This is a genomic window from Demequina pilifera, from assembly GCF_048814985.1.
Classification (GTDB): Bacteria; Actinomycetota; Actinomycetes; order Actinomycetales; family Demequinaceae; genus Demequina.
In genome coordinates this window covers 377,903-396,353 of sequence record NZ_JBMDTW010000001.1, presented here as the reverse complement: position 1 = coordinate 396,353, position 18,451 = coordinate 377,903, and the positions used below count along the sequence as shown (strand labels likewise).

Genomic DNA, 18,451 nt, shown 5'->3' with positions numbered 1-18,451 from the left:
AACTGGGCGCAGGGTGCCGCCATGAACGGGGGCGAGGCACCGGCCGCGCAGTTGATCCGGCCGCTCGGCGTCGCCGACGCGAGCCCGCGAGGCCGGCGACAGCGACCGTCGACGCCGGGGCCCAAGGAGCCGCCTGGCCCGCGCCGCCTCGCGCGCGACGTTACCGGCCCGACACACGCGGCCGTTAGGCTGAACCTCACCGAACCACTGCGCGCGGGACCCGCGCGCCCATCGCGACAGCAAGGACGCACATGGACCTGTACGAGTATCAGGCGCGCGACATGTTCGAGAAGCACGGCGTGCCCGTGCTGCCCGGCATCGTCGCCGAGACCCCCGCGGAGGCCAGGGCCGCCGCCGAGAAGATGGGTGGTGGCACCGTCGTCGTCAAGGCCCAGGTCAAGACCGGCGGCCGCGGCAAGGCCGGCGGCGTCAAGCTCGCCCACTCGCCCGATGAGGCCGAGGCCGCCGCAGAGGCGATCCTGGGACTGGACATCAAGGGCCACACCGTTCACCGCGTGATGGTGGCCGCCGGCGCCAAGATCGCGGAAGAGTTCTACTTCTCGGTGCTGCTGGACCGTTCGGAGCGCCGCTACCTGGCCATGTGCTCGGTCGAGGGCGGCATGGAGATCGAGGAGCTCGCCGTCGAGCGCCCCGAGGCGCTCGCCCGAGTCGCCGTCGACCCGCTGGTGGGCATCGACGCCGCGAAGGCGCGCGAGATCGTCGACGAGGCGGGCTTCGCCGACGACCTCAAGGAGCCCGTCGCCGCTGCGATCGAGAAGCTCTGGACCGTGTACGCCGAGGAGGACGCGACGCTCGTCGAGGTCAACCCGCTGGTGCTCACTGAGGGCGGCGACATCGTCGCGCTGGACGGCAAGGTGACGCTCGACGAGAACGCCGGATTCCGCCACGAGGACCACGCGGTCCTCGAGGACAAGGACGCGGCCGACCCGCTCGAGGCCAAGGCCAAGGCGCTGAACCTCAACTACGTGAAGCTCGACGGCTCGGTGGGGATCATCGGCAACGGCGCCGGTCTCGTGATGTCAACGCTCGACGTGGTCGCCTACGCGGGCCAGCAGCACGGCGGCGTCAAGCCCGCCAACTTCCTCGACATCGGCGGCGGCGCCTCCGCGGCGGTGATGGCCAACGGCCTCGACGTCATCCTGAACGACCCGCAGGTGAAGTCCGTGTTCGTCAACGTGTTCGGCGGCATCACCAGCTGCATCGAGGTCGCCAACGGCATCGTGGGCGCCCTCGAGCAGCTGGGCGACACCGCCACCAAGCCGCTGGTGGTGAGGCTCGACGGCAACTCCGTTGACGAGGGCCGCGAGATCCTCGCGGCCGCCAATCACCCGCTCGTGACCATCGCCCCCACCATGGACGGAGCCGCGGCCAAGGCCGCCGAGCTCGCCAACGCTTAGAGGAGTCACCATGTCGATCTTCATCAATTCCGACTCCAAGGTCATCGTCCAGGGCATGACCGGCTCCGAGGGCGCCAAGCACACGGCGCGCATGCTGGCCTCCGGCACCACGATCGTGGGCGGAGTGAACCCGCGCAAGGCCGGTACCGCCGTCGACTTCGAGGTCGAGGGCGCCACGCGCTCGATTCCGGTGTTCGGCTCGGTGGCCGATGCGATCGCCGAGACGGGTGCGGACGTGTCCGTGCTCTTCGTCCCGCCTGCGTTCACCAAGGGCGCGGTCATCGAGGCGGTCGACGCCGGTATCTCGCTCGCCGTGATCATCACGGAGGGTGTGCCGGTCGCCGACACCGCCGAGTTCTTCGCCTACGCGCAGTCCAAGGGCACCCGGCTCATCGGCCCCAACTGCCCGGGGCTCATCACGCCCGGCCAGTCCAACGTGGGCATCACTCCCGCGAACATCACCGGCACCGGACGCGTGGGGCTCGTCTCCAAGTCCGGCACCCTGACCTATCAGATGATGTTCGAGCTGAGGGACCTGGGCTTCTCGACGTGCGTGGGAATCGGCGGCGACCCCATCGTCGGCACCACCCACATCGACTGCCTCGAGGCGTTCGAGAACGACCCCGACACCGACGCGATTGTGATGATCGGCGAGATCGGCGGAGACGCCGAGGAGCGGGCGGCCGCGTACATCACCGAGCACGTCACCAAGCCCGTCGTGGGCTACGTCGCCGGGTTCGAGGCACCGGAGGGCAAGACGATGGGCCACGCGGGCGCGATCGTGTCCGGCTCGGCCGGCACCGCGCAGGCCAAGAAGGAGGCCCTCGAGGCCGCGGGCGTGAAGGTGGGCAAGACCCCCACCGAGACCGCGGAGCTCATGCGGCAGATCCTCACCGCCTCGTAACGCCTGATCCGACGGCCCGGGCCGCCATCCGCGCGATGGTGACCCGGGCCGTCGGCGTCTCCACGCTCCGTTCTCCACTCTCTGCCTTGGCGCGCCATCGGGCCACGAGCGTCACGAACGGCCGGCGCTCAGCGCTGAGGCAGCAGGGGCCCCGCGCCCGCGAGCCGCTCCGAGGATTACCGCACGCGCCGGGGACCATGGAGTCATGTCGACCCGATCCCTCGCCATGGACCTGCGCGCCCTCGCGCGCCGCGCGGTCGCGGCGGTGCGCGCGGCGCCCGCGTGGCTGGGCGGAATCCTCACCGGCCTGCAGGGGCTCGCGCTGTCGTACCTCGCGCTGCTCGCCCCCAGCCTCGCGGTGGCCGCCTCGACTCCGCAGGACGGCGTGGGCGGCGCGGACTGGAGCGGTGCCACGTCCGTGGCGACCGGTCTGTGGCTGCTCGGCCACGGTGTGCCTGCTCACGTGGGGGGCGCGGTCGTGGGGCTGGTGCCCCTGGGCGTGACCTTCCTGTTCGGGGCGATCCTGGCCGCGCTCGCGCGGCGGTTCGCGGCCCGCACCTGGGGAAGCTGGGCGCTCGCGGTCGTGACGTACGCCGGGGGAGTGGGAGCAGTCGCCTCCGTGGTCGGCGACCCTGATCAGCGCGCCCACGTGGTGGCCGCCACCGCCGTCGCCGTCGGGGTGGCGGCGGTGGGAGTCGCGGTGGGCATCTCGAGGGCGCACGGCGTCCAGCTCGGGTGGCTCACCCGGGTGCCCGCGTGGGCGAGGGCGGGCGTGCGCCGGGGCGCGGGGGCGACGTTCGCGATGGCCACGCTGGCCGCCACGGCCGGCGCGGCCTGGGCGGTGGTGGGCCGGCACGCGATCGGCGACGCCGCCACGGCCCTCGACCTGGACCTGGTGAGCGCGGTGGTGCTCGCCATCGCTCAGCTCGCGTACGTGCCCACTCTGATCGTGTGGATGGTCGCATGGCTGGCGGGCCCGGGCTTCGCAGTGGGGCTCGGCACCGTGTACTCCCCGGGCGCCATCAGCGCGGACGCGCTGCCCACGTTCCCGGTGCTCGGCGCGCTGCCCTCGGCATCGGGCGGGCTGCTCGTGTGGGCGCCGGTGCTGCTCGCGCTCGCGGCGGTGGTCGCGCGCCTGGCGGTGCGCCGGCCGGCGCTGACATGGAGACAGGACGCGGCGGCCGATGCGGTCGCGGCCGGCATCGTGTGCGCGGCGGTCCTGGTCGCGTTCGGTGCGGCGAGCGGTGCGGCGGGGCCGGGACGGCTCGCGGCGGTCGGACCCGATCTGCTGGTCGCCACGGCGGCCGTCGTGGCGCTCACTCTCGCGGGTCTGGGGGCGGGCGCGCTCATGCTGCGGGTGTCCGCGGCGCTGCGAGAACGGCGCACGGGCACGCGGCAGCCGGCGCGCGAAGAGGCGACTACGGCCGTGTGACGCCCGCGCGGTCGAAGGTGTCCTGGACGATCCGTTCGACGCCCTCCTCGTACTCACGCTGGCACGCGCTCTCCGCCGCCTGAGTGATGGCGCGCGCCATGCAGTCCTGACGTTCCTGCACCGGCTCCCGGAACAGGACGAGCGCCAGCCCCATGAAGGCCGCGAAGCCGCAGAGGAGCACTCCCGCGATCATCGCCCATCGGAAGGTGACGACCTCGGGCGTGGAGCGCGAGCGGTACAGCGCGCGGAGACCGAAGATCGCGGCCGCGGGACCGGTGGCGATCACGCCGAACGCGATCGGGATCGACGCCATGTAGAGCAGCACGGTGGCGGCGAGCAGCGCCATGAAGATCCCGCTGTCCCGCCGTGCCCCGGGGGGCAGTCGGCTCTCGCGGGTCTGGTCCTCGGCCACGGCGGTCCTCCTGATAGGTGTGCCCCAAGCATGCCGATAGGCTCGGCCCGTGACAAACTCGACCGCTCCCGCGCGACTGGTGGTGCTCATCTCCGGGGCGGGATCGACCATGCGCGCCGTTCTCGAGGCGCAGCGAGACCCCGGCTACGGGGCGTCCGTGGTGGCCGTGATCTCGGACCGCGCGGACGCCGCCGGGCTGGAGATCGCGCGCGAGCACGCGGTGCCCACGTCGGTGGTCGCCCTGTCCGATTTCTCGGACCGCGAGGCATGGGACCGCGCGCTGGCGGAGGAGGTGGAGCGCCACGAGCCGGACCTGGTGGTGCTCGCCGGGTTCATGCGGCTGATCGGCGCACCGAGCCTGACCCGCTTCGGTGGCCGGATCGTCAACACCCATCCCGCGCTGCTGCCGGCGTATCCGGGCGCTCACGGGGTGCGCGACGCGCTCGCCGGCGGCGCGAAGGTCACGGGCTGCACCGTGATGCTGGTCGACGAGGGCGTCGACACCGGCCCGATCGTCGCGCAGGCGGCGGTCGAGGTCTGGGATGATGACACCGAGTCGAGCCTCCACGAACGCATCAAGACCGTCGAGCGCAGCCTCGTCGCCGCCACCGTGGGGCGCATGGTGCGCGAGGGATGGTCGGTGGACGGCCGACGGGTGACGGTGGGCGACACCGCGAAGAATCTCAACACGGAGGACGACGCATGAGCGACCGGCAGGCGGTACGACGGGCACTGATCTCGGTGTATGACAAGACGGGGATCGAGGAATTCGCCCGCGGGCTGGCCGATGCGGGGGTCGAGATCGTCTCCACCGGATCCACCGCCACGCGGATCGCGGATGCGGGTGTCGCGGTGACGCGGGTCGAGGACCTCACGGGCTTCCCCGAGTGCCTCGACGGGCGCGTCAAGACCCTTCACCCGCGGGTGCACGCAGGCATCCTCGCCGACCGCCGACTCGAGGCGCACCGGGCGCAGCTCGAGGAGCTGGACATCGCGCCCTTCGACCTGGTCGCGGTGAACCTCTATCCCTTTGCGGAGACCGTCGCCTCGGGAGCGAGCCAGGACGCCACGATCGAGCAGATCGACATCGGCGGGCCGTCGATGGTGCGCGCTGCCGCCAAGAACCACCCGTCCGTCGCGGTCATCGTGGACCCGGCCGGCTACGAGTCCGCGCTCGCCTCCGTGCGTGCGGGCGGCTTCACTCTGCCCGAACGCCAAGCGCTCGCGGCGGCCGCCTTTCGCCACACCGCGGACTACGACATCCACGTCGCATCCTGGATGACCACCGAGGTCGTGGGCGACGAGCAGGCCGACCTGCCCGTCTGGACCGCCGCATCGTTCGAGCGCCTCAGCACGCTGCGCTACGGCGAGAACCCCCACCAGCCGGCCGCGCTCTACGCCGACCGGAGCGCCGCGGGGCGGGGGCTGGCGAACGCGCGCCAGCTGCACGGCAAGGAGATGTCGTACAACAACTACGTCGACGCGGATGCCGCCTTGCGCGCCGCCGAGGACCAGGACCGGCCCGCGGTCGCGATCATCAAGCACGCCAACCCGTGCGGCATCGCGGTGGGCGAGGACATCGCCCAGGCTCACGCGCGGGCTCATGCGACCGACCCGGTCTCGGCCTTCGGCGGCGTGATCGCCTCCAACCGACCCATCTCGGTCGCGGCGGCCGAGCAGATCTCGCAGGTGTTCACCGAGGTGGTGGCCGCGCCCGCATACGAGGATGGCGCGCTCGAGGTGCTGCAGTCCAAGAAGAACGTACGGGTGCTCGAGGTCGAGTACAGCGGCCTCGATCAGGAGTGGCGCCGCATCGGCGGCGGCCTGCTGGTGCAGACCGCGGACCGGTTCCAGGCCCCGGGGGACCCCGCGGGCGCGTGGCGACTGGTGGCCGGCGAGGCAGCGGACGAGGCGACGCTCGCCGACCTCGAATTCGCGTGGATCGCGTGCCGCTCGGTCAAGTCGAACGCGATCCTGCTGGCCTCCGACGGCGCCGCGGTCGGCATCGGCATGGGACAGGTCAACCGCGTCGACTCGTGCCGGCTCGCCGTCGAGCGCGCGGGGGCCGAGCGCGCGCGCGGCTCGGTCGCGGCGTCCGACGCGTTCTTCCCCTTCGCGGACGGCCTCCAGGTATTGGCCGATGCGGGGGTCAAGGCGGTGGTCTCGCCCGGCGGCTCGGTGCGCGACGGCGAGGTCATCGACGCGGCCCATGAGGCCGGCATCACGCTGTATCACACGGGCACGCGGCACTTCTTTCACTGATGCCGCGCACACCGCTCGCCTCCAGCCGCACGGCCCTCATCGCGCTCGCCGCGGCGGTGGCCGTCGTGACCGTGGGTGCGCTGATCGACGTCAGGGCGGGTGTGCTCATGCTCGCCGGGCTCGCGCTCGTGGGGGCGGTCACGCGCCTCACGCTGCGCGCGGGCCGCTCGTTCTCCGTGCGGCGGCGGTACGTCGACGTCGTGGTGCTGGTGGCGTTCGCGGTAGCGCTCGGGTTCCTGGGGCTCACCACGCCGCTGGGGTAGGCCCCACGCAGGAAGGCGAGCGCACCGCTCGCCTCGCACCCGCATCGGCCGCATGAAGCGGGCCCGGCCGCACTGTGTAGTGATCCAGACCGTGGAATGATCCAGCGAGCGACCGGGCCCCTCCTTGCCGGCGCGGTCAGTCCTCGATGACGTGGATCTCCTCCACCGTCTCGACGATGATGAGGTCCTCCTCGGGGCCGAAGGCGCGGAACAGCAGGCCGGCGATCGCGGCCCCCACGAGGGGCGCGACCCAGAACACCCAGAGCTGCTGGAGCGCCCAGGCGTCGGCGAACAGCGCGGCCCCGGTGGAGCGAGCGGGGTTCAGCGCGCCGTTCGTGAAGGGGATCGCGAACATCACGAGCAGGCCGAACGTCAGGCCGATGGCGAACGGAGCAGCGGCCGCCCCGGCGCGGGAGTACACGGACGTGACCGCGAGCACGACGGCCACGAGCAGCGCGGCGAGGATGACCTCCACGACCAGTCCCGCGACGAGGCCGAACCCCACGGGCGAGTTCTCGCCGTAGCCGTTGGCGGCCGAGTTCATGAACTCGCGACCGCTGACGATCTCGGGATGAGACGAGCTGATCGCTACCAGGACTGCGCCGGCCGCGATGCCGCCGACGATCTGGGCGATGATGTACGAGACCACGTCGCGGCCCGGGAACCGGCCGCTCAGCCACATGGCGACCGTGACCGCGGGGTTGATGTGCGCTCCCGAGACCCCGCCGAACACGAGGGCCGCGATGACCACGCCGATCGCGAAGCTGAACGCGATGGTGAGCGTGCCGTTGTTCCCCGTCGCGAAGAACAGCGCGGCGCCCAGCCCCAAGAAGACCAGGATGAACGTTCCGGCGGTCTCGGCGAGCATGCGGGTCACGAGGCTCGGCCCCGCCGCGTCCTCCGCCAGCCAGGCGTCGTCCTCGAGCTCCTGCTCGAACTGGCTGTCGACCGGCTCGGCTGCCGCATCGGCCGCCGGATCGGGGCTGCCCGACTGGGCGTTGGGTTCTGTCATGTCGTTCCTCCATCGATGGGGCGTGACTGGTGGGTCCATGCGCATCCTGGCATGAGCGCCGCGTGCGGGCCCACCGACGTGCCGCAGGTCCCGCACCCGGCGGGGTCGTCGCCGACCGGGGCGGGGCCCCGGACCCCATGCACTAGCCTGGAAACCATCAATCCCACTCCCCAGAACTCGTGAGGCATGCGCATGACGAAGATCAAGGTCGAAGGCAAGGTCGTCGAACTCGATGGCGACGAGATGACGCGGATCATCTGGCAGTTCATCAAGGACCGCCTGATCCACCCCTACCTCGACGTCGATCTTGAGTACTACGACCTGGGGATCGAGTCGCGCGACGCGACCGACGACCAGATCACGATTGACGCGGCCAACGCGATCAAGAAGTACGGCGTGGGCGTCAAGTGCGCGACCATCACGCCCGACGAGGCGCGCGTCGAGGAGTTCGGCCTCAAGAAGATGTGGGTCAGCCCCAACGGCACCATCCGCAACATCCTGGGCGGCGTCGTGTTCCGCGAGCCGATCATCATCTCCAACATCCCGCGGCTCGTTCCCGGCTGGACCAAGCCGATCATCATCGGCCGTCACGCGCACGGCGACCAGTACAAGGCGACCAACTTCAAGGTGCCCGGCGCCGGCACCGCGATGATCACCTTCACGCCGGACGACGGCTCGGAGCCCATCGAGCACCAGATCGTGAAGATGCCCGAAGGCGGCGGCGTGCTCATGGGCATGTACAACTTCAACAAGTCCATCGAGGACTTCGCGCGCGCCTCGTTCGCATACGGCCTGCAGCGCAACTACCCGGTGTACATGTCCACCAAGAACACGATCCTCAAGCAGTACGACGGCGCGTTCAAGGACATCTTCCAGGACGTGTTCGAGCGCGAGTTCAAGGCCGACTTCGACGCCGCCGGGCTCACGTACGAGCACCGCCTGATCGACGACATGGTGGCCGCCGCGATGAAGTGGGAGGGCGGCTACGTCTGGGCGTGCAAGAACTACGACGGCGACGTGCAGTCCGACACGGTCGCGCAGGGCTTCGGCTCGCTGGGCCTGATGACCTCCGTGCTGATGACGCCGGACGGCAAGACCGTGGAGGCCGAGGCCGCGCACGGCACCGTGACCCGCCACTTCCGCCAGCACCAGGAGGGCAAGCCCACCTCGACGAACCCGATCGCGTCGATCTTCGCGTGGACCGGGGGCCTGAGGCACCGCGGCAAGCTCGACGGCACCCCCGAGGTCACCGGCTTCGCCGAGACCCTCGAGGACGTCATCGTCAAGTCGGTCGAGTCCGGCGCGATGACCAAGGACCTCGCCGCGCTGGTCGGCCCCGACCAGGGATGGCAGACCACCGAGGAGTTCCTCGCGACCCTCGACCAGAACCTCGCGGCCCGCCTCAAGTAGGCGCCGCACCCCCCTCTCAAGGAGTCACACCGAAGTGAGCACCGCACCTGTCACCGTCACCGTCACCGGCGCCGCCGGCCAGATCGGCTATGCCCTGCTGTTCCGCATCGCCTCCGGCCAGCTGCTCGGCGCGGACGTCCCCGTGAAGTTGAACCTGCTCGAGATCCCGCAGGGGATGAAGGCGGCCGAGGGCACCGCGATGGAGCTCGACGACTGCGCCTTCCCGCTGCTCGCGGGCGTGAACATCTTCGACGACCCCACCGCGGCGTTCGACGGCGTCAACGTGGGGCTCCTGGTGGGCGCGCGGCCTCGCGGGCCGGGCATGGAGCGGGGCGACCTGCTCGCGGCGAACGGCGGCATCTTCGGCCCGCAGGGCAAGGCGATCAACGCCGGCGCGGCGGACGACGTGCGCGTGCTCGTGGTGGGCAACCCCGCGAACACGAATGCGCTCATCGCCTCGGCGCACGCCCCTGACGTGCCTGCCGATCGCTTCAACGCGATGATGAGGCTCGACCACAACCGCGCCCTCGCGCAGCTGGCGGCCAAGACCGGCATGCCCGTGAGCGAGATCCGCAAGGTCGCGATCTGGGGCAACCACTCCGCCAAGCAGTACCCGGACATCGCGCACGCGACGATCGGCGGCCGTCCGGCCACCGAGGTCGTGAGCGATGACGCGTGGGTGGCCGACGAGTTCGTGCCGACCGTCGCCAAGCGCGGCGCGGCGATCATCGAGGCGCGTGGCGCATCGTCCGCCGCCTCGGCCGCGAACGCCGCGATCGAGCACGTGCACGACTGGGTGAACGGCACGCCCGAGGGCGACTGGACGTCGGTGGCGCTGCCCTCGGACGGGTCGTACGGCGTTCCCGAGGGCCTCGTGTCCTCATTCCCGGCGGTGTCCAAGGACGGCGCGTGGGAGATCGTGCAGGGCCTGGACATCGCGCCCGGCGCCCGCGAGAAGGTCGACGCCTCCGTTGCGGAGCTCGCGGAGGAGCGGGACACCGTGCGGGAGCTCGGTCTGCTCTAGTCCGATGCTCACCCAAGACTTCCGGCCCGGTGGGACGGGTGGCGAGGGGTCGCACGCACTTGCGACGCTGATGCCTGGGTTCGAGGGGACGGCGCTGCCCGCGTGGGTCGAGCGCCGCCTCCGCGACGGGATGGCCGGCGTCTGCCTGTTCGCCACCAACGTCGAGTCCCCGGAGCAGCTGCGGGCGCTGACCTCGGCGATCCGTGCCGCCAATCCGCGCGCGGTGATCTCGGTGGACGAAGAGGGTGGCGACGTGTCGCGGCTTCATCAGCGAACGGGATCCCCCTTTCCTGGCAACGCCGTGCTGGGGCGCCTGGACGACGAGGCGCTCACGCACCGCGTGGGCGAGCAGGTGGGTCGGGAACTGCTGGCAGCCGGCGTCACCCTGAATCTCGCTCCCGACGTCGACATCAACTCGAACGTCCGCAACCCCGTCATCGGGGTGCGCTCGTTCGGGGCCGAGGCTTCACTCGTGAGCCGCCACGGGGCGGCGTGGACCCGCGGCCTGCAGGAGGCGGGGGTCGCGGCGTGCGCCAAGCACTTCCCCGGCCACGGTGACACCAGCAAGGATTCGCACGTGTCGCTGCCGAGTGTCGACGCCACCCTGGACACCCTGCGAGCGCGCGAGCTCGCACCCTTCGCCGCCGCGATCGACGCTGGCGTGCAGACGATCATGACGTCGCACATCCTGGTGCCCGCTCTCGACCCCGACAGCCCGGCGACCTTCTCGCGACACATCCTCACGGGCGTGCTGCGCGGCGAGATGGGCTTCGATGGAGTGATCGTCACCGATGCCCTCGACATGGTGGGCGCCTCCGGGGAGATCGGCATCCCGGCCGCGGCGGTGCGAGCGCTCGGGGCGGGCTGCGACCTGCTGTGCCTCGGCACCGCCAACACCGACGACCAGATCGAGGACATCGTCCGCACCATCGACGTCGCGGTCGCCGCCGGCGACCTCACCGCCGAGCGCGTCGAGGATGCCAGCAACCGCATCAGCGCCCTGGCCGTTTCGCTCACCGCACAGGCGGCCGATGCGAGGGCCGCCACGGGCGGCCCCGCCGGCTCAAGCGACGGTCCGGTTCTCGACCGCGCCACGGTCGGCCGGGCCTTCCACGTGTCCGAGAGTGCGGCCGCACGCATCGAGTCGCGACGGGCGGAGCGAACGCCGGTGCACTGGATCCGCCTCGAGTCGGCGGCGAACATCGCGGTCGGCGACTCCCCGTGGGGCGTCTTCGCCGCGGGAGTGACGGCGGACGTCATGGTGGGCCCCGACGGGGGCATCGCCCTCGATGCCGTGCCCCACGGCGCCTTGGTCGTGGTGGTGGGCAAGAACAATCATCGCCACCCGTGGGCGCAGCAGGTCATCGATGCGCTGCGCCCGCTCGACCCGGTCGTGGTCGACATGGGGTGGCCGGATCTCGACGAGCCCTACGCGGACGTGGCCACGTTCGGGGCGTCCAGGCTCGTGGGCGAGGCGCTGGCGGAGGTCTTCGCGTGAGCGCCCCGCGCATCGGCCTCGACATCGGTGGCACCAAGATCGACGCGGTGGTGCTGGGCGACGGTGACGCGCTGCTCGCCCGCCACCGCCGTCCCGTGGAGCGCGGAGCGGACGGCGTGATCGCCTCGGCGTGCGCCGCGGTGGACGCGGTGACCGCCGATGCCGGGGTGAGGGTCGCCGATGCTGCCGGCGTGGGCATCGGCATCCCCGGCGCGGTGCGGGGCGGGGTGGTCGAGCACGCGCTCAACCTCGGCGTCGAGCGCCTCGCATTGGCCGACGTGCTCCGCGACCGCTGGGGCGTCCCGGTGGTTGTCGAGAACGACGTGAACGTCGCGGCGCTCGGCGCGTGGCACCTGCAGCGCGAGCAGGGCGCCTCGATCGCGTACCTGAACGTGGGCACCGGGTTGGCGGCGGGGCTGATCCTCGACGGGCGCCTGTGGCGCGGTGGCAGGGGAGCCGCGGGCGAGATCGGGTACATCTCGATCGATCCGGCCGGCCCCGTCGGCGCGGATGGACTGCCGGGAGGACTCGAGACGTACGCCTCGGGCAGCGGCATCGCCCTGCAATGGGGACGCGACGGCGAGGGCGCCGTGGAGGTGCTCAGCGCGGCACGGGCCGGGGATGAGAGCGCACAGCGGATCCGCGCGGGGCTGATGACCGGCGTCGCGACCGCGGTGCGCGTGCTGGTGCTGACGCTCGACGTGGATCGCGTCATGCTCGGGGGCGGGCTCACTGGACTGCAGCATGAACTGGTCGACGGGGCCTGTAGCGTGATTCGTGGCTGGGAGGCGGCGTCGCCGTTCCTGGCGTCGCTCGACATGGGAGCGCGGATCGTGCTCGCGCCCCATGGTGAGCCGATCGCGGCGATCGGCGCCGCACATGTGGAGGAGATCCGTGGCTGAGGTACTGATTTTCGAGTCCGCCGAGGCGGGCGCGCGCGTGGTCGCCGACCACGTCGTCGCGGCCGTCCGAGAGCGGCCGGACTTCGCGCTGGGCGTCGCGACGGGATCGACGCCGCTGCCGGTCTACGCGGCGCTCGCGGAGCACGCGGCGCGCGACTCGGACTTCTCTCAGGTGTCCGCCTTCGCTCTCGACGAGTACGTCGGATTGCCGGAGGGCCACCCGGGGTCGTATGCCGAGGAGGTCACCCGCCAGGTCACCGCGCCGCTGGGCCTCGACCGCACCCGGGTGCACGTTCCCGATGGTCGTGTCGAGGGCATCGAGACGGCGGGCGAGCGCTACGAGGCGGAACTCGTGGCGCACGGGGGCGTCGACCTGCAGTTTCTCGGCATCGGCTCCACGGGGCACCTGGGGTTCAACGAGCCGGGGTCGTCCTTCGCTTCGCTCACTCGCGTCAAGACCCTGACGGAACGCACCCGCCGCGACAACGCGCGGTTCTTCGACTCTCTCGAGGACGTGCCGATGCACTGCGTCACCCAAGGTCTGGGCACCATCCTGCGCGCCGGGCACCTGGTGCTGCTCGCCTTCGGCGAGGGCAAGGCCGATGCGGTGGCGGCGGCGCTCGAGGGGCCGGTCACCGCGTCGATGCCAGGCTCCGCGATCCAGCTCCACGCGCACGTGACGGTGGTGCTCGACGAGCCGGCCGCCTCGTCGCTCGCTCATCTCGACTACTACCGCTGGGCTCAGCGGCACAAGCCCGACTGGCAGGGCATCTAGCCGGCCATGAGCGTTCTCACCGACATTCACTGCCACGGCGGAGGGGGGCACCCCTTCGGCGACACGGTCGAGGGCACCCTCGCCGCGGCGGCGGCGCACCGGGAGGCCGGGACGCACGCGGTGGTGGCGTCGCTGGTCTCCCTGCCGCTGGCGGAGGCGGATCGCCAGATCGACGTGGTGCGCCGGGCCATGGAGCAGGATCCGGGGATCTTAGGGCTTCACCTCGAGGGGCCGTTCCTCGCGCCGTCGCGCAAAGGAGCCCACGACGCAGACAGCCTCGCCGCGCCGACAGGGGATGCGGTGGCGCGACTGCTGGATGCGACCGGCGGTGCGCTCCGCCAGATCACGCTCGCTCCCGAGCTCCCCGGCGCCCTCGACGCCATCGACACCCTGGTGGCCGCCGGCGTGACGGTGGCGATCGGCCACACGGATGCCGGCGCGCGCGTCGTGACCGAGGCGTTCGACCGGGGGGCCACGCTCGTGACCCACGCGTTCAACGCCATGCACGGGATATCCGCCCGGGAGATCGGTCCCGTGGGCGCCGCGCTTGCCGACGACCGCGTGGCTATCGAGGTGATCGCCGACGGCACCCACGTCGACCCGTCGTTGGTGGCCGCGCTCTTCCGTGCGGCACCCGGGCGGGTGGTGCTCGTGACGGATGCGATGGCGGCGGCCGCCGCGGCGGACGGTCGCTATCGTCTGGGATCCCGCGACGTCGAGGTGCGCGACGGCCGCGCCGTCATCGCCGGCACGCAGACGCTGGCCGGCTCGACGCTCACCCTGCGGCGCGCCATCGAAGTGTGCGTCGCGGCGGGCGTGCCGCGGGATGAGGCCGAGGCCGCTGCAGGCGCCACGGCGCGTGCGGCGATCGGCTTGGGCTGAACCGGCTTGGGCTGAACCGGACTGCGGAGCCCGCCCAGAGCTGGCCGGCGGGGGCTATCCCGCCGCGCGCTCGAGGAAGGCCGCGGTCGCCTCGCGGGTCACGGGGGCCAGTGGACGGAACGTGCCGTCCGTGTAACCGGTCGTGATTCCCGACTCCGCGAGCCAGCTGATCTCCTTGAGGAACGCCGAGTTCTTGTTGATGTCGGCGAACGAGGTGGCCGTCGTGGAGCGCACGGTCGGCTCGCCCTCGAACCGGTAGAGGAACGCGGCGATGGCCTCGCGGGAGATGTCCGCTCGCGGCCGGAACGTGCCGTCCGACCAGCCCGTGGTGATCCCCTCACGGGACAGCCACACGATCTCCTTGTAGAACGGAGCGCTGGTCGAGACGTCCTTGAAGGGCGAGCGCGAGGGAAGGGAGACGCTCGGGCTGCCGGCGAGGCGGTAGAGGAACGCCGCGAACGCCTCGCGGGAGACGTCGTCGCGGGGACGGAACTCGCCGCTTGCGAAGCCCGTGGTGATGCGTTCGGCGGCGAGCCACTCGATCTCGTCGTAGAAGTGGTGCGTGCGCGGCACGTCGAAGAAGTTCTGGGCGTAGCCGCCGAAGTTCTGGACGCCGTACCCGCAGTCGGTGCTGGCGTTGTAGGCGAAGCCGATCCCGATGTGCGTGAAGCGGGAGTTCTCCATGTTCCTGCGGTGACCGTCCGACTTGAACCAGCCGCGCATCATGGTCTCGGCGGCCTGCTTCGGTCCGCCCTGGCCGCAGGCGAGCGCGACGTTCTCGCCGGCCGCCCAGCGCCCGGTCGCCGGCATCTGCGACGAGTACGAGGGGTTGTGGGACAGCTTGCGGTCGGACCGCAGCCGCTCCGCCCACCGCTGCGCCACGTTGTCGATGAGCCCGGCGCGCGACAGCGCAGCCTCGCCAGCATCGGCCCGGTAGTCGTTGGTGACCTCGAGGATGACGTCGGTGGGGTCGGTGGCGGCCTGCGCTGCGGGCGCGGTCACCCCGGACAGAGCGAATGCGAGGACGATCGCGGTGGCGGTGAGTCCTCGCCGTCGGAGCTGTGTCGTGTTCACGCTGGTCGCCATCCCTTGCTGCTCGGTCCGTGTGCCCCTGAGGGGCTCCTGTTCCGAGAGTCTGCGGATCGCGACGAACGCCGGTCAACTCAGTGTGAGGAATGCCGCATCCTGCCGTATGGCGCTGGGGACGGCCGGCAGCGACCCGCCCTTGAGGGAAGGTTGCTGGTAGATGGGATGCCGGAGGCGGGCTAGTTGAAGACGATGGTGCGGTGCCCGTCGAGCAGGACCCGGTGCTCGGCGTGCCAGCGCACGGCGCGCGCGAGCGCCCGGCGCTCCACGTCGGCGCCCACGGCGGTGAGGGTCTCAGGCGTGTGAGTGTGGTCCACCCGGTCGACCTCCTGCTCGATGATCGGGCCCTCGTCGAGGTCGGCGGTCACGTAGTGCGCGGTGGCTCCGATGAGCTTGACGCCGCGATCGTGCGCCTGGAAGTAGGGACGTGCTCCCTTGAAGCTGGGGAGGAACGAGTGGTGGATGTTGATCGCGCGGCCGTGCAGCTGCTCCGACAGCGCCGGCGAGAGGATCTGCATGTAGCGGGCGAGCACGACCAGCTCGACATCGAGCTCGTCGATGAGTGCGAGCATGCGCTGCTCGGCCTCGGGCTTGGTCTGCGCGGTCACGGGGATGTGGTGGAAGGGCTTGCCGTAGAACGCGGCGAGCTCGGCGAGCGTGGTGTGGTTGCCCGCGAGGCCCACGATGTCGACGGGCAGGGTGCCCGCGCGCTCGCGGAACAGCAGATCGTTCGCGCAGTGCTCCGACTTCGAGACCAGCAGCAGCGTGCGCATCCGGCGGCCGGCGACATCGAGCTTCCAGGTCATGCCGAACTGGTCCGCGAGGGCGGCGACGGCGTCCGTGAGCGTGCCGCGCTCGACGGGGCTCGAGACCTCGACGCGCATGAAGAACAGCCCGGTGTCGGGATCCCCGAACTGCTGCGACTCGGTGATGTTGCCCCCATGCTCGGCCAGCATGCCGGACACGGCGTGGACGATGCCTGGGCCGTCGGGGCAGGAGAGGCTCAGTACGTAGCGCGTATCCGTGGATTCCATGGGCCCCAGACTACTGATCGGGGCGCATCGGCCCGTGCAGCAGGTCTCTTGCGCTTTCCAGTTCACGTGTCACACTGGTCACATCTGTCACGCAATCCCGCGTGGACGGGAACTGTTTCGGTGGGCGCCTCGTCTGAGGGGAGTCCCCTGAACGCGCGTTGTGCAAGGTGGTATCCGTGACCTCACCCACACCCCGTCGACTCCGCCGCGCTGTCGCGGCAGCAGTCGTCGCCGTCATGCTGGTTCCCGCCATGGCGGCCGCCGCGGCGCCCGCGCGGTTCACGGACGTGCCCGATTCGCACGCCTTCCTCGAGGAGATCACCTGGCTGGCCCAGCAGGAGATCACCACCGGGTACTCCGACGGCACGTTCCGGCCCCGGTCCGAGGTGACGCGCGACGCTTTCGCCGCGTTCCTGTACCGGCTCGACGGTTCGCCGACCGTCAATCTGCCAGCGGATTCGCCGTTCACGGACATCACGCCCACCAACACGGACTTCTACGAGGAGATCGTGTGGCTGTCCCAGCAGGGCATCACCAAGGGCTGGAAGGTGAACGGGGGCACGGAGTTCCGGCCCTTCGACACCATCACCCGCGACGCCATGGCCGCCTTCCTGTACCGCTACAAGGACGAGCCCTCGGTCACGCTGCCCTCGTCGTCTCCATTCGTGGACATCACTCCCACCAACACCGAGTTCTACGACGCGATCGTGTGGCTCGACAAGACCGGGATCTCCACGGGTTGGAGCGATGGGACGTTCCGCCCGTTCGACGGCGTCACGCGCGAGGCGACGGCGGCCTTCTTCTACCGTCTCGAGGGAAGCCCCCCGGTCGTGGTGCCCGCGAACATTCCCAAGTCCTTCACGGTCAAGGGCGCGGGATTCGGCCACGGCGTGGGCATGTCGCAGTACGGGGCTCAGGGCATGGCCGTCGACGGCTACAGCGCGGATGACATCCTCAAGCACTACTACCGAGGCACCTCCGTCTCCTCGGTCAACTCCGACAAGGAGATCAAGACCGAGATCTTCGGGTCCGGCTCGGACAGCAGGGACCGCGTGGTCATGGTGGTGCGCTCACCCGGGTCGAGCGCGACGACGGGCGGCCAGTGGCGCCTGATGTTCTACGACGAGGGCGACGCCGGCGAGCACACCACGTGGACCGGCAAGAAGGATGAGAAGCTCACGATCATCCGCGACGTCCGTCCCAACGGCGACAACGAGATCGTCGTCCAGCGCGCAGACGGCACGCGACAGCGCGCCACGCGCCAGCTCCAGTTCCACTGGGAGGGCACCGGCTTCTACCAGTCGGCGTCCAGCGAGGACCCGTACGTCCAGCTGCTGAAGACCAACGGCGACAGGGCCTCGCACGGCGACTACCGTCACGGCCGCATGGTCATTCGCATCCCCTCCGAGACGTACCCGCGGCTCATCGTGTCCAACTGGACCGAGCTGAACTCCGAGTACCTGTACGGCATCGCGGAGATGCCGTCATCGTGGAACCCGGAGGCTCTCAAGGCGCAGGCGATCGTGGCGCGTGGCTACGCGCTGCGAAACATGCAGACCTACAGCGAGAATTGCGTGTGCCACCTCTATGACGACACCCGCAGCCAGCACTTCACGGGCTGGCGCAAGGAGAACGAGGGGACCGACGCCTACTACGGAAAGCGCTGGGTGAGCGCGGTGGACGCGACTACCTCGTCGGGAGGCAGGGACGGCAGGGTCGTGAAGTCCGGCAGCGCGATCGCGCAGACGTACTACTTCTCCTCCTCGGGCGGACGCACCGAGAACTCGGAGGACATCTGGACCGCCCAGCTCAGCTACCTGCGCGCCGTCGACGACCCGTGGTCGCTCGAGTCCCGCAATCCCAACAGGGCGTGGACGCGCTCCCTCACGCAGTCGCAGGCCGCCAGCATCTTCGGTCTCAGCAACGTGGTGTCGATCAAGGTGACGTCCCGCACGTCGGACTCGTCGATGGCGGCCGCGACCAAGGTGACCGCCACCTCATCCACGGGCCAGACCAAGTCGATCACCGGCCCCGAGACCATCCGCAGCAGGGTCGTGGGAGGCAAGTCGCCGTGGATCTGGTCCTTCACCGCGAAGTACTGAGCGTGATTGCGAGTCGGGTGCGCCGTGCGGCGCGG

The 18,451-nt window shown here is 70.8% G+C and carries 17 protein-coding genes; 13 read left to right on the top strand and 4 right to left on the bottom strand.

Annotation, left to right across the window (positions count from 1 at the left end; all coding sequences use genetic code 11):
* Nucleotides 1-251 precede the first annotated feature (251 nt).
* The 3 genes from sucC (at nucleotide 252) to ACNI14_RS01760 (ending at nucleotide 3,754) form a co-directional block, all read left to right on the top strand.
* Entirely contained in the window at nucleotides 252-1,418 is a 1,167-nt protein-coding gene (gene sucC, locus ACNI14_RS01770; protein ID WP_420518211.1) for an ADP-forming succinate--CoA ligase subunit beta, read from the top strand.
* Nucleotides 1,419-1,428: 10 nt separating this feature from the next.
* Nucleotides 1,429-2,322: a succinate--CoA ligase subunit alpha gene (sucD, locus tag ACNI14_RS01765; protein ID WP_420518209.1), complete on the top strand. Its 894-nt coding sequence runs from the start codon at nucleotides 1,429-1,431 to the stop codon at nucleotides 2,320-2,322.
* 205 nt (nucleotides 2,323-2,527) lie between these two features.
* Nucleotides 2,528-3,754, top strand: coding sequence for a cell division protein PerM (locus ACNI14_RS01760; RefSeq protein WP_420518208.1), 1,227 nt, complete (start codon nucleotides 2,528-2,530; stop codon nucleotides 3,752-3,754).
* Here ACNI14_RS01760 and ACNI14_RS01755 read toward each other — a convergent pair.
* Nucleotides 3,741-4,166 carry a hypothetical protein gene (locus ACNI14_RS01755; RefSeq protein WP_420518207.1) on the bottom strand — a complete coding sequence of 142 codons (426 nt, stop codon included), beginning with the start codon at nucleotides 4,164-4,166 and terminating at the stop codon, nucleotides 3,741-3,743. The genes ACNI14_RS01760 and ACNI14_RS01755 overlap by 14 nt on opposite strands.
* Nucleotides 4,167-4,215: 49 nt before the next feature.
* Here ACNI14_RS01755 and purN point away from each other — a divergent pair, with 49 nt between their 5' ends.
* From purN to ACNI14_RS01740, 3 genes are read left to right on the top strand one after another with little or no spacing between them, the layout of a single operon-like run.
* Nucleotides 4,216-4,872 (top strand): phosphoribosylglycinamide formyltransferase, encoded by a 657-nt coding sequence (purN, locus tag ACNI14_RS01750; protein ID WP_420518206.1) that lies wholly within the window; start codon nucleotides 4,216-4,218, stop codon nucleotides 4,870-4,872.
* Nucleotides 4,869-6,428 (top strand): bifunctional phosphoribosylaminoimidazolecarboxamide formyltransferase/IMP cyclohydrolase, encoded by a 1,560-nt coding sequence (gene purH, locus ACNI14_RS01745; RefSeq protein WP_420518205.1) that lies wholly within the window; start codon nucleotides 4,869-4,871, stop codon nucleotides 6,426-6,428. The genes purN and purH overlap by 4 nt, the downstream gene beginning before the upstream one ends.
* Nucleotides 6,428-6,691: a hypothetical protein gene (locus tag ACNI14_RS01740; RefSeq protein WP_420518204.1), complete on the top strand. Its 264-nt coding sequence runs from the start codon at nucleotides 6,428-6,430 to the stop codon at nucleotides 6,689-6,691. The genes purH and ACNI14_RS01740 overlap by 1 nt, the downstream gene beginning before the upstream one ends.
* Nucleotides 6,692-6,827: 136 nt before the next feature.
* Here ACNI14_RS01740 and ACNI14_RS01735 read toward each other — a convergent pair whose 3' ends face one another.
* Nucleotides 6,828-7,703 carry an MIP family channel protein gene (locus tag ACNI14_RS01735; protein WP_420518203.1) on the bottom strand — a complete coding sequence of 292 codons (876 nt, stop codon included), beginning with the start codon at nucleotides 7,701-7,703 and terminating at the stop codon, nucleotides 6,828-6,830.
* 192 nt (nucleotides 7,704-7,895) lie between these two features.
* Between ACNI14_RS01735 and ACNI14_RS01730 the strand changes: the two genes are divergently transcribed.
* The 6 genes from ACNI14_RS01730 to ACNI14_RS01705 are packed head-to-tail and all read left to right on the top strand — an operon-like array spanning nucleotide 7,896 to nucleotide 14,194.
* Nucleotides 7,896-9,113 (top strand): NADP-dependent isocitrate dehydrogenase, encoded by a 1,218-nt coding sequence (locus tag ACNI14_RS01730; protein WP_420518202.1) that lies wholly within the window; start codon nucleotides 7,896-7,898, stop codon nucleotides 9,111-9,113.
* A gap of 34 nt (nucleotides 9,114-9,147) precedes the next feature.
* Complete coding sequence (locus ACNI14_RS01725) at nucleotides 9,148-10,137, top strand: malate dehydrogenase (RefSeq protein WP_420518201.1); 990 nt, start codon at nucleotides 9,148-9,150, stop codon at nucleotides 10,135-10,137.
* Between the two features lie 4 nt (nucleotides 10,138-10,141).
* Nucleotides 10,142-11,635, top strand: a complete 1,494-nt coding sequence (nagZ, locus tag ACNI14_RS01720) for a beta-N-acetylhexosaminidase (RefSeq protein ID WP_420518200.1) — start codon at nucleotides 10,142-10,144, stop codon at nucleotides 11,633-11,635.
* Nucleotides 11,632-12,537 carry an ROK family protein gene (locus ACNI14_RS01715; protein ID WP_420518199.1) on the top strand — a complete coding sequence of 302 codons (906 nt, stop codon included), beginning with the start codon at nucleotides 11,632-11,634 and terminating at the stop codon, nucleotides 12,535-12,537. Before nagZ ends, ACNI14_RS01715 begins: the two co-directional genes overlap by 4 nt.
* Complete coding sequence (locus ACNI14_RS01710) at nucleotides 12,530-13,312, top strand: glucosamine-6-phosphate deaminase (RefSeq protein ID WP_420518198.1); 783 nt, start codon at nucleotides 12,530-12,532, stop codon at nucleotides 13,310-13,312. Before ACNI14_RS01715 ends, ACNI14_RS01710 begins: the two co-directional genes overlap by 8 nt.
* Nucleotides 13,313-13,318: 6 nt before the next feature.
* Complete coding sequence (locus ACNI14_RS01705) at nucleotides 13,319-14,194, top strand: N-acetylglucosamine-6-phosphate deacetylase (RefSeq protein WP_420518197.1); 876 nt, start codon at nucleotides 13,319-13,321, stop codon at nucleotides 14,192-14,194.
* Between the two features lie 54 nt (nucleotides 14,195-14,248).
* Here ACNI14_RS01705 and ACNI14_RS01700 read toward each other — a convergent pair whose 3' ends face one another.
* Entirely contained in the window at nucleotides 14,249-15,268 is a 1,020-nt protein-coding gene (locus ACNI14_RS01700) for a CAP and S-layer homology domain-containing protein (protein ID WP_420518196.1), read from the bottom strand.
* Nucleotides 15,269-15,459: 191 nt separating this feature from the next.
* Entirely contained in the window at nucleotides 15,460-16,314 is an 855-nt protein-coding gene (gene purU, locus ACNI14_RS01695) for a formyltetrahydrofolate deformylase (RefSeq protein WP_420518195.1), read from the bottom strand.
* A gap of 176 nt (nucleotides 16,315-16,490) precedes the next feature.
* Between purU and ACNI14_RS01690 the strand changes: the two genes are divergently transcribed.
* Nucleotides 16,491-18,416: a SpoIID/LytB domain-containing protein gene (locus tag ACNI14_RS01690; RefSeq protein WP_420518194.1), complete on the top strand. Its 1,926-nt coding sequence runs from the start codon at nucleotides 16,491-16,493 to the stop codon at nucleotides 18,414-18,416.
* Nucleotides 18,417-18,451: the final 35 nt, after the last annotated feature.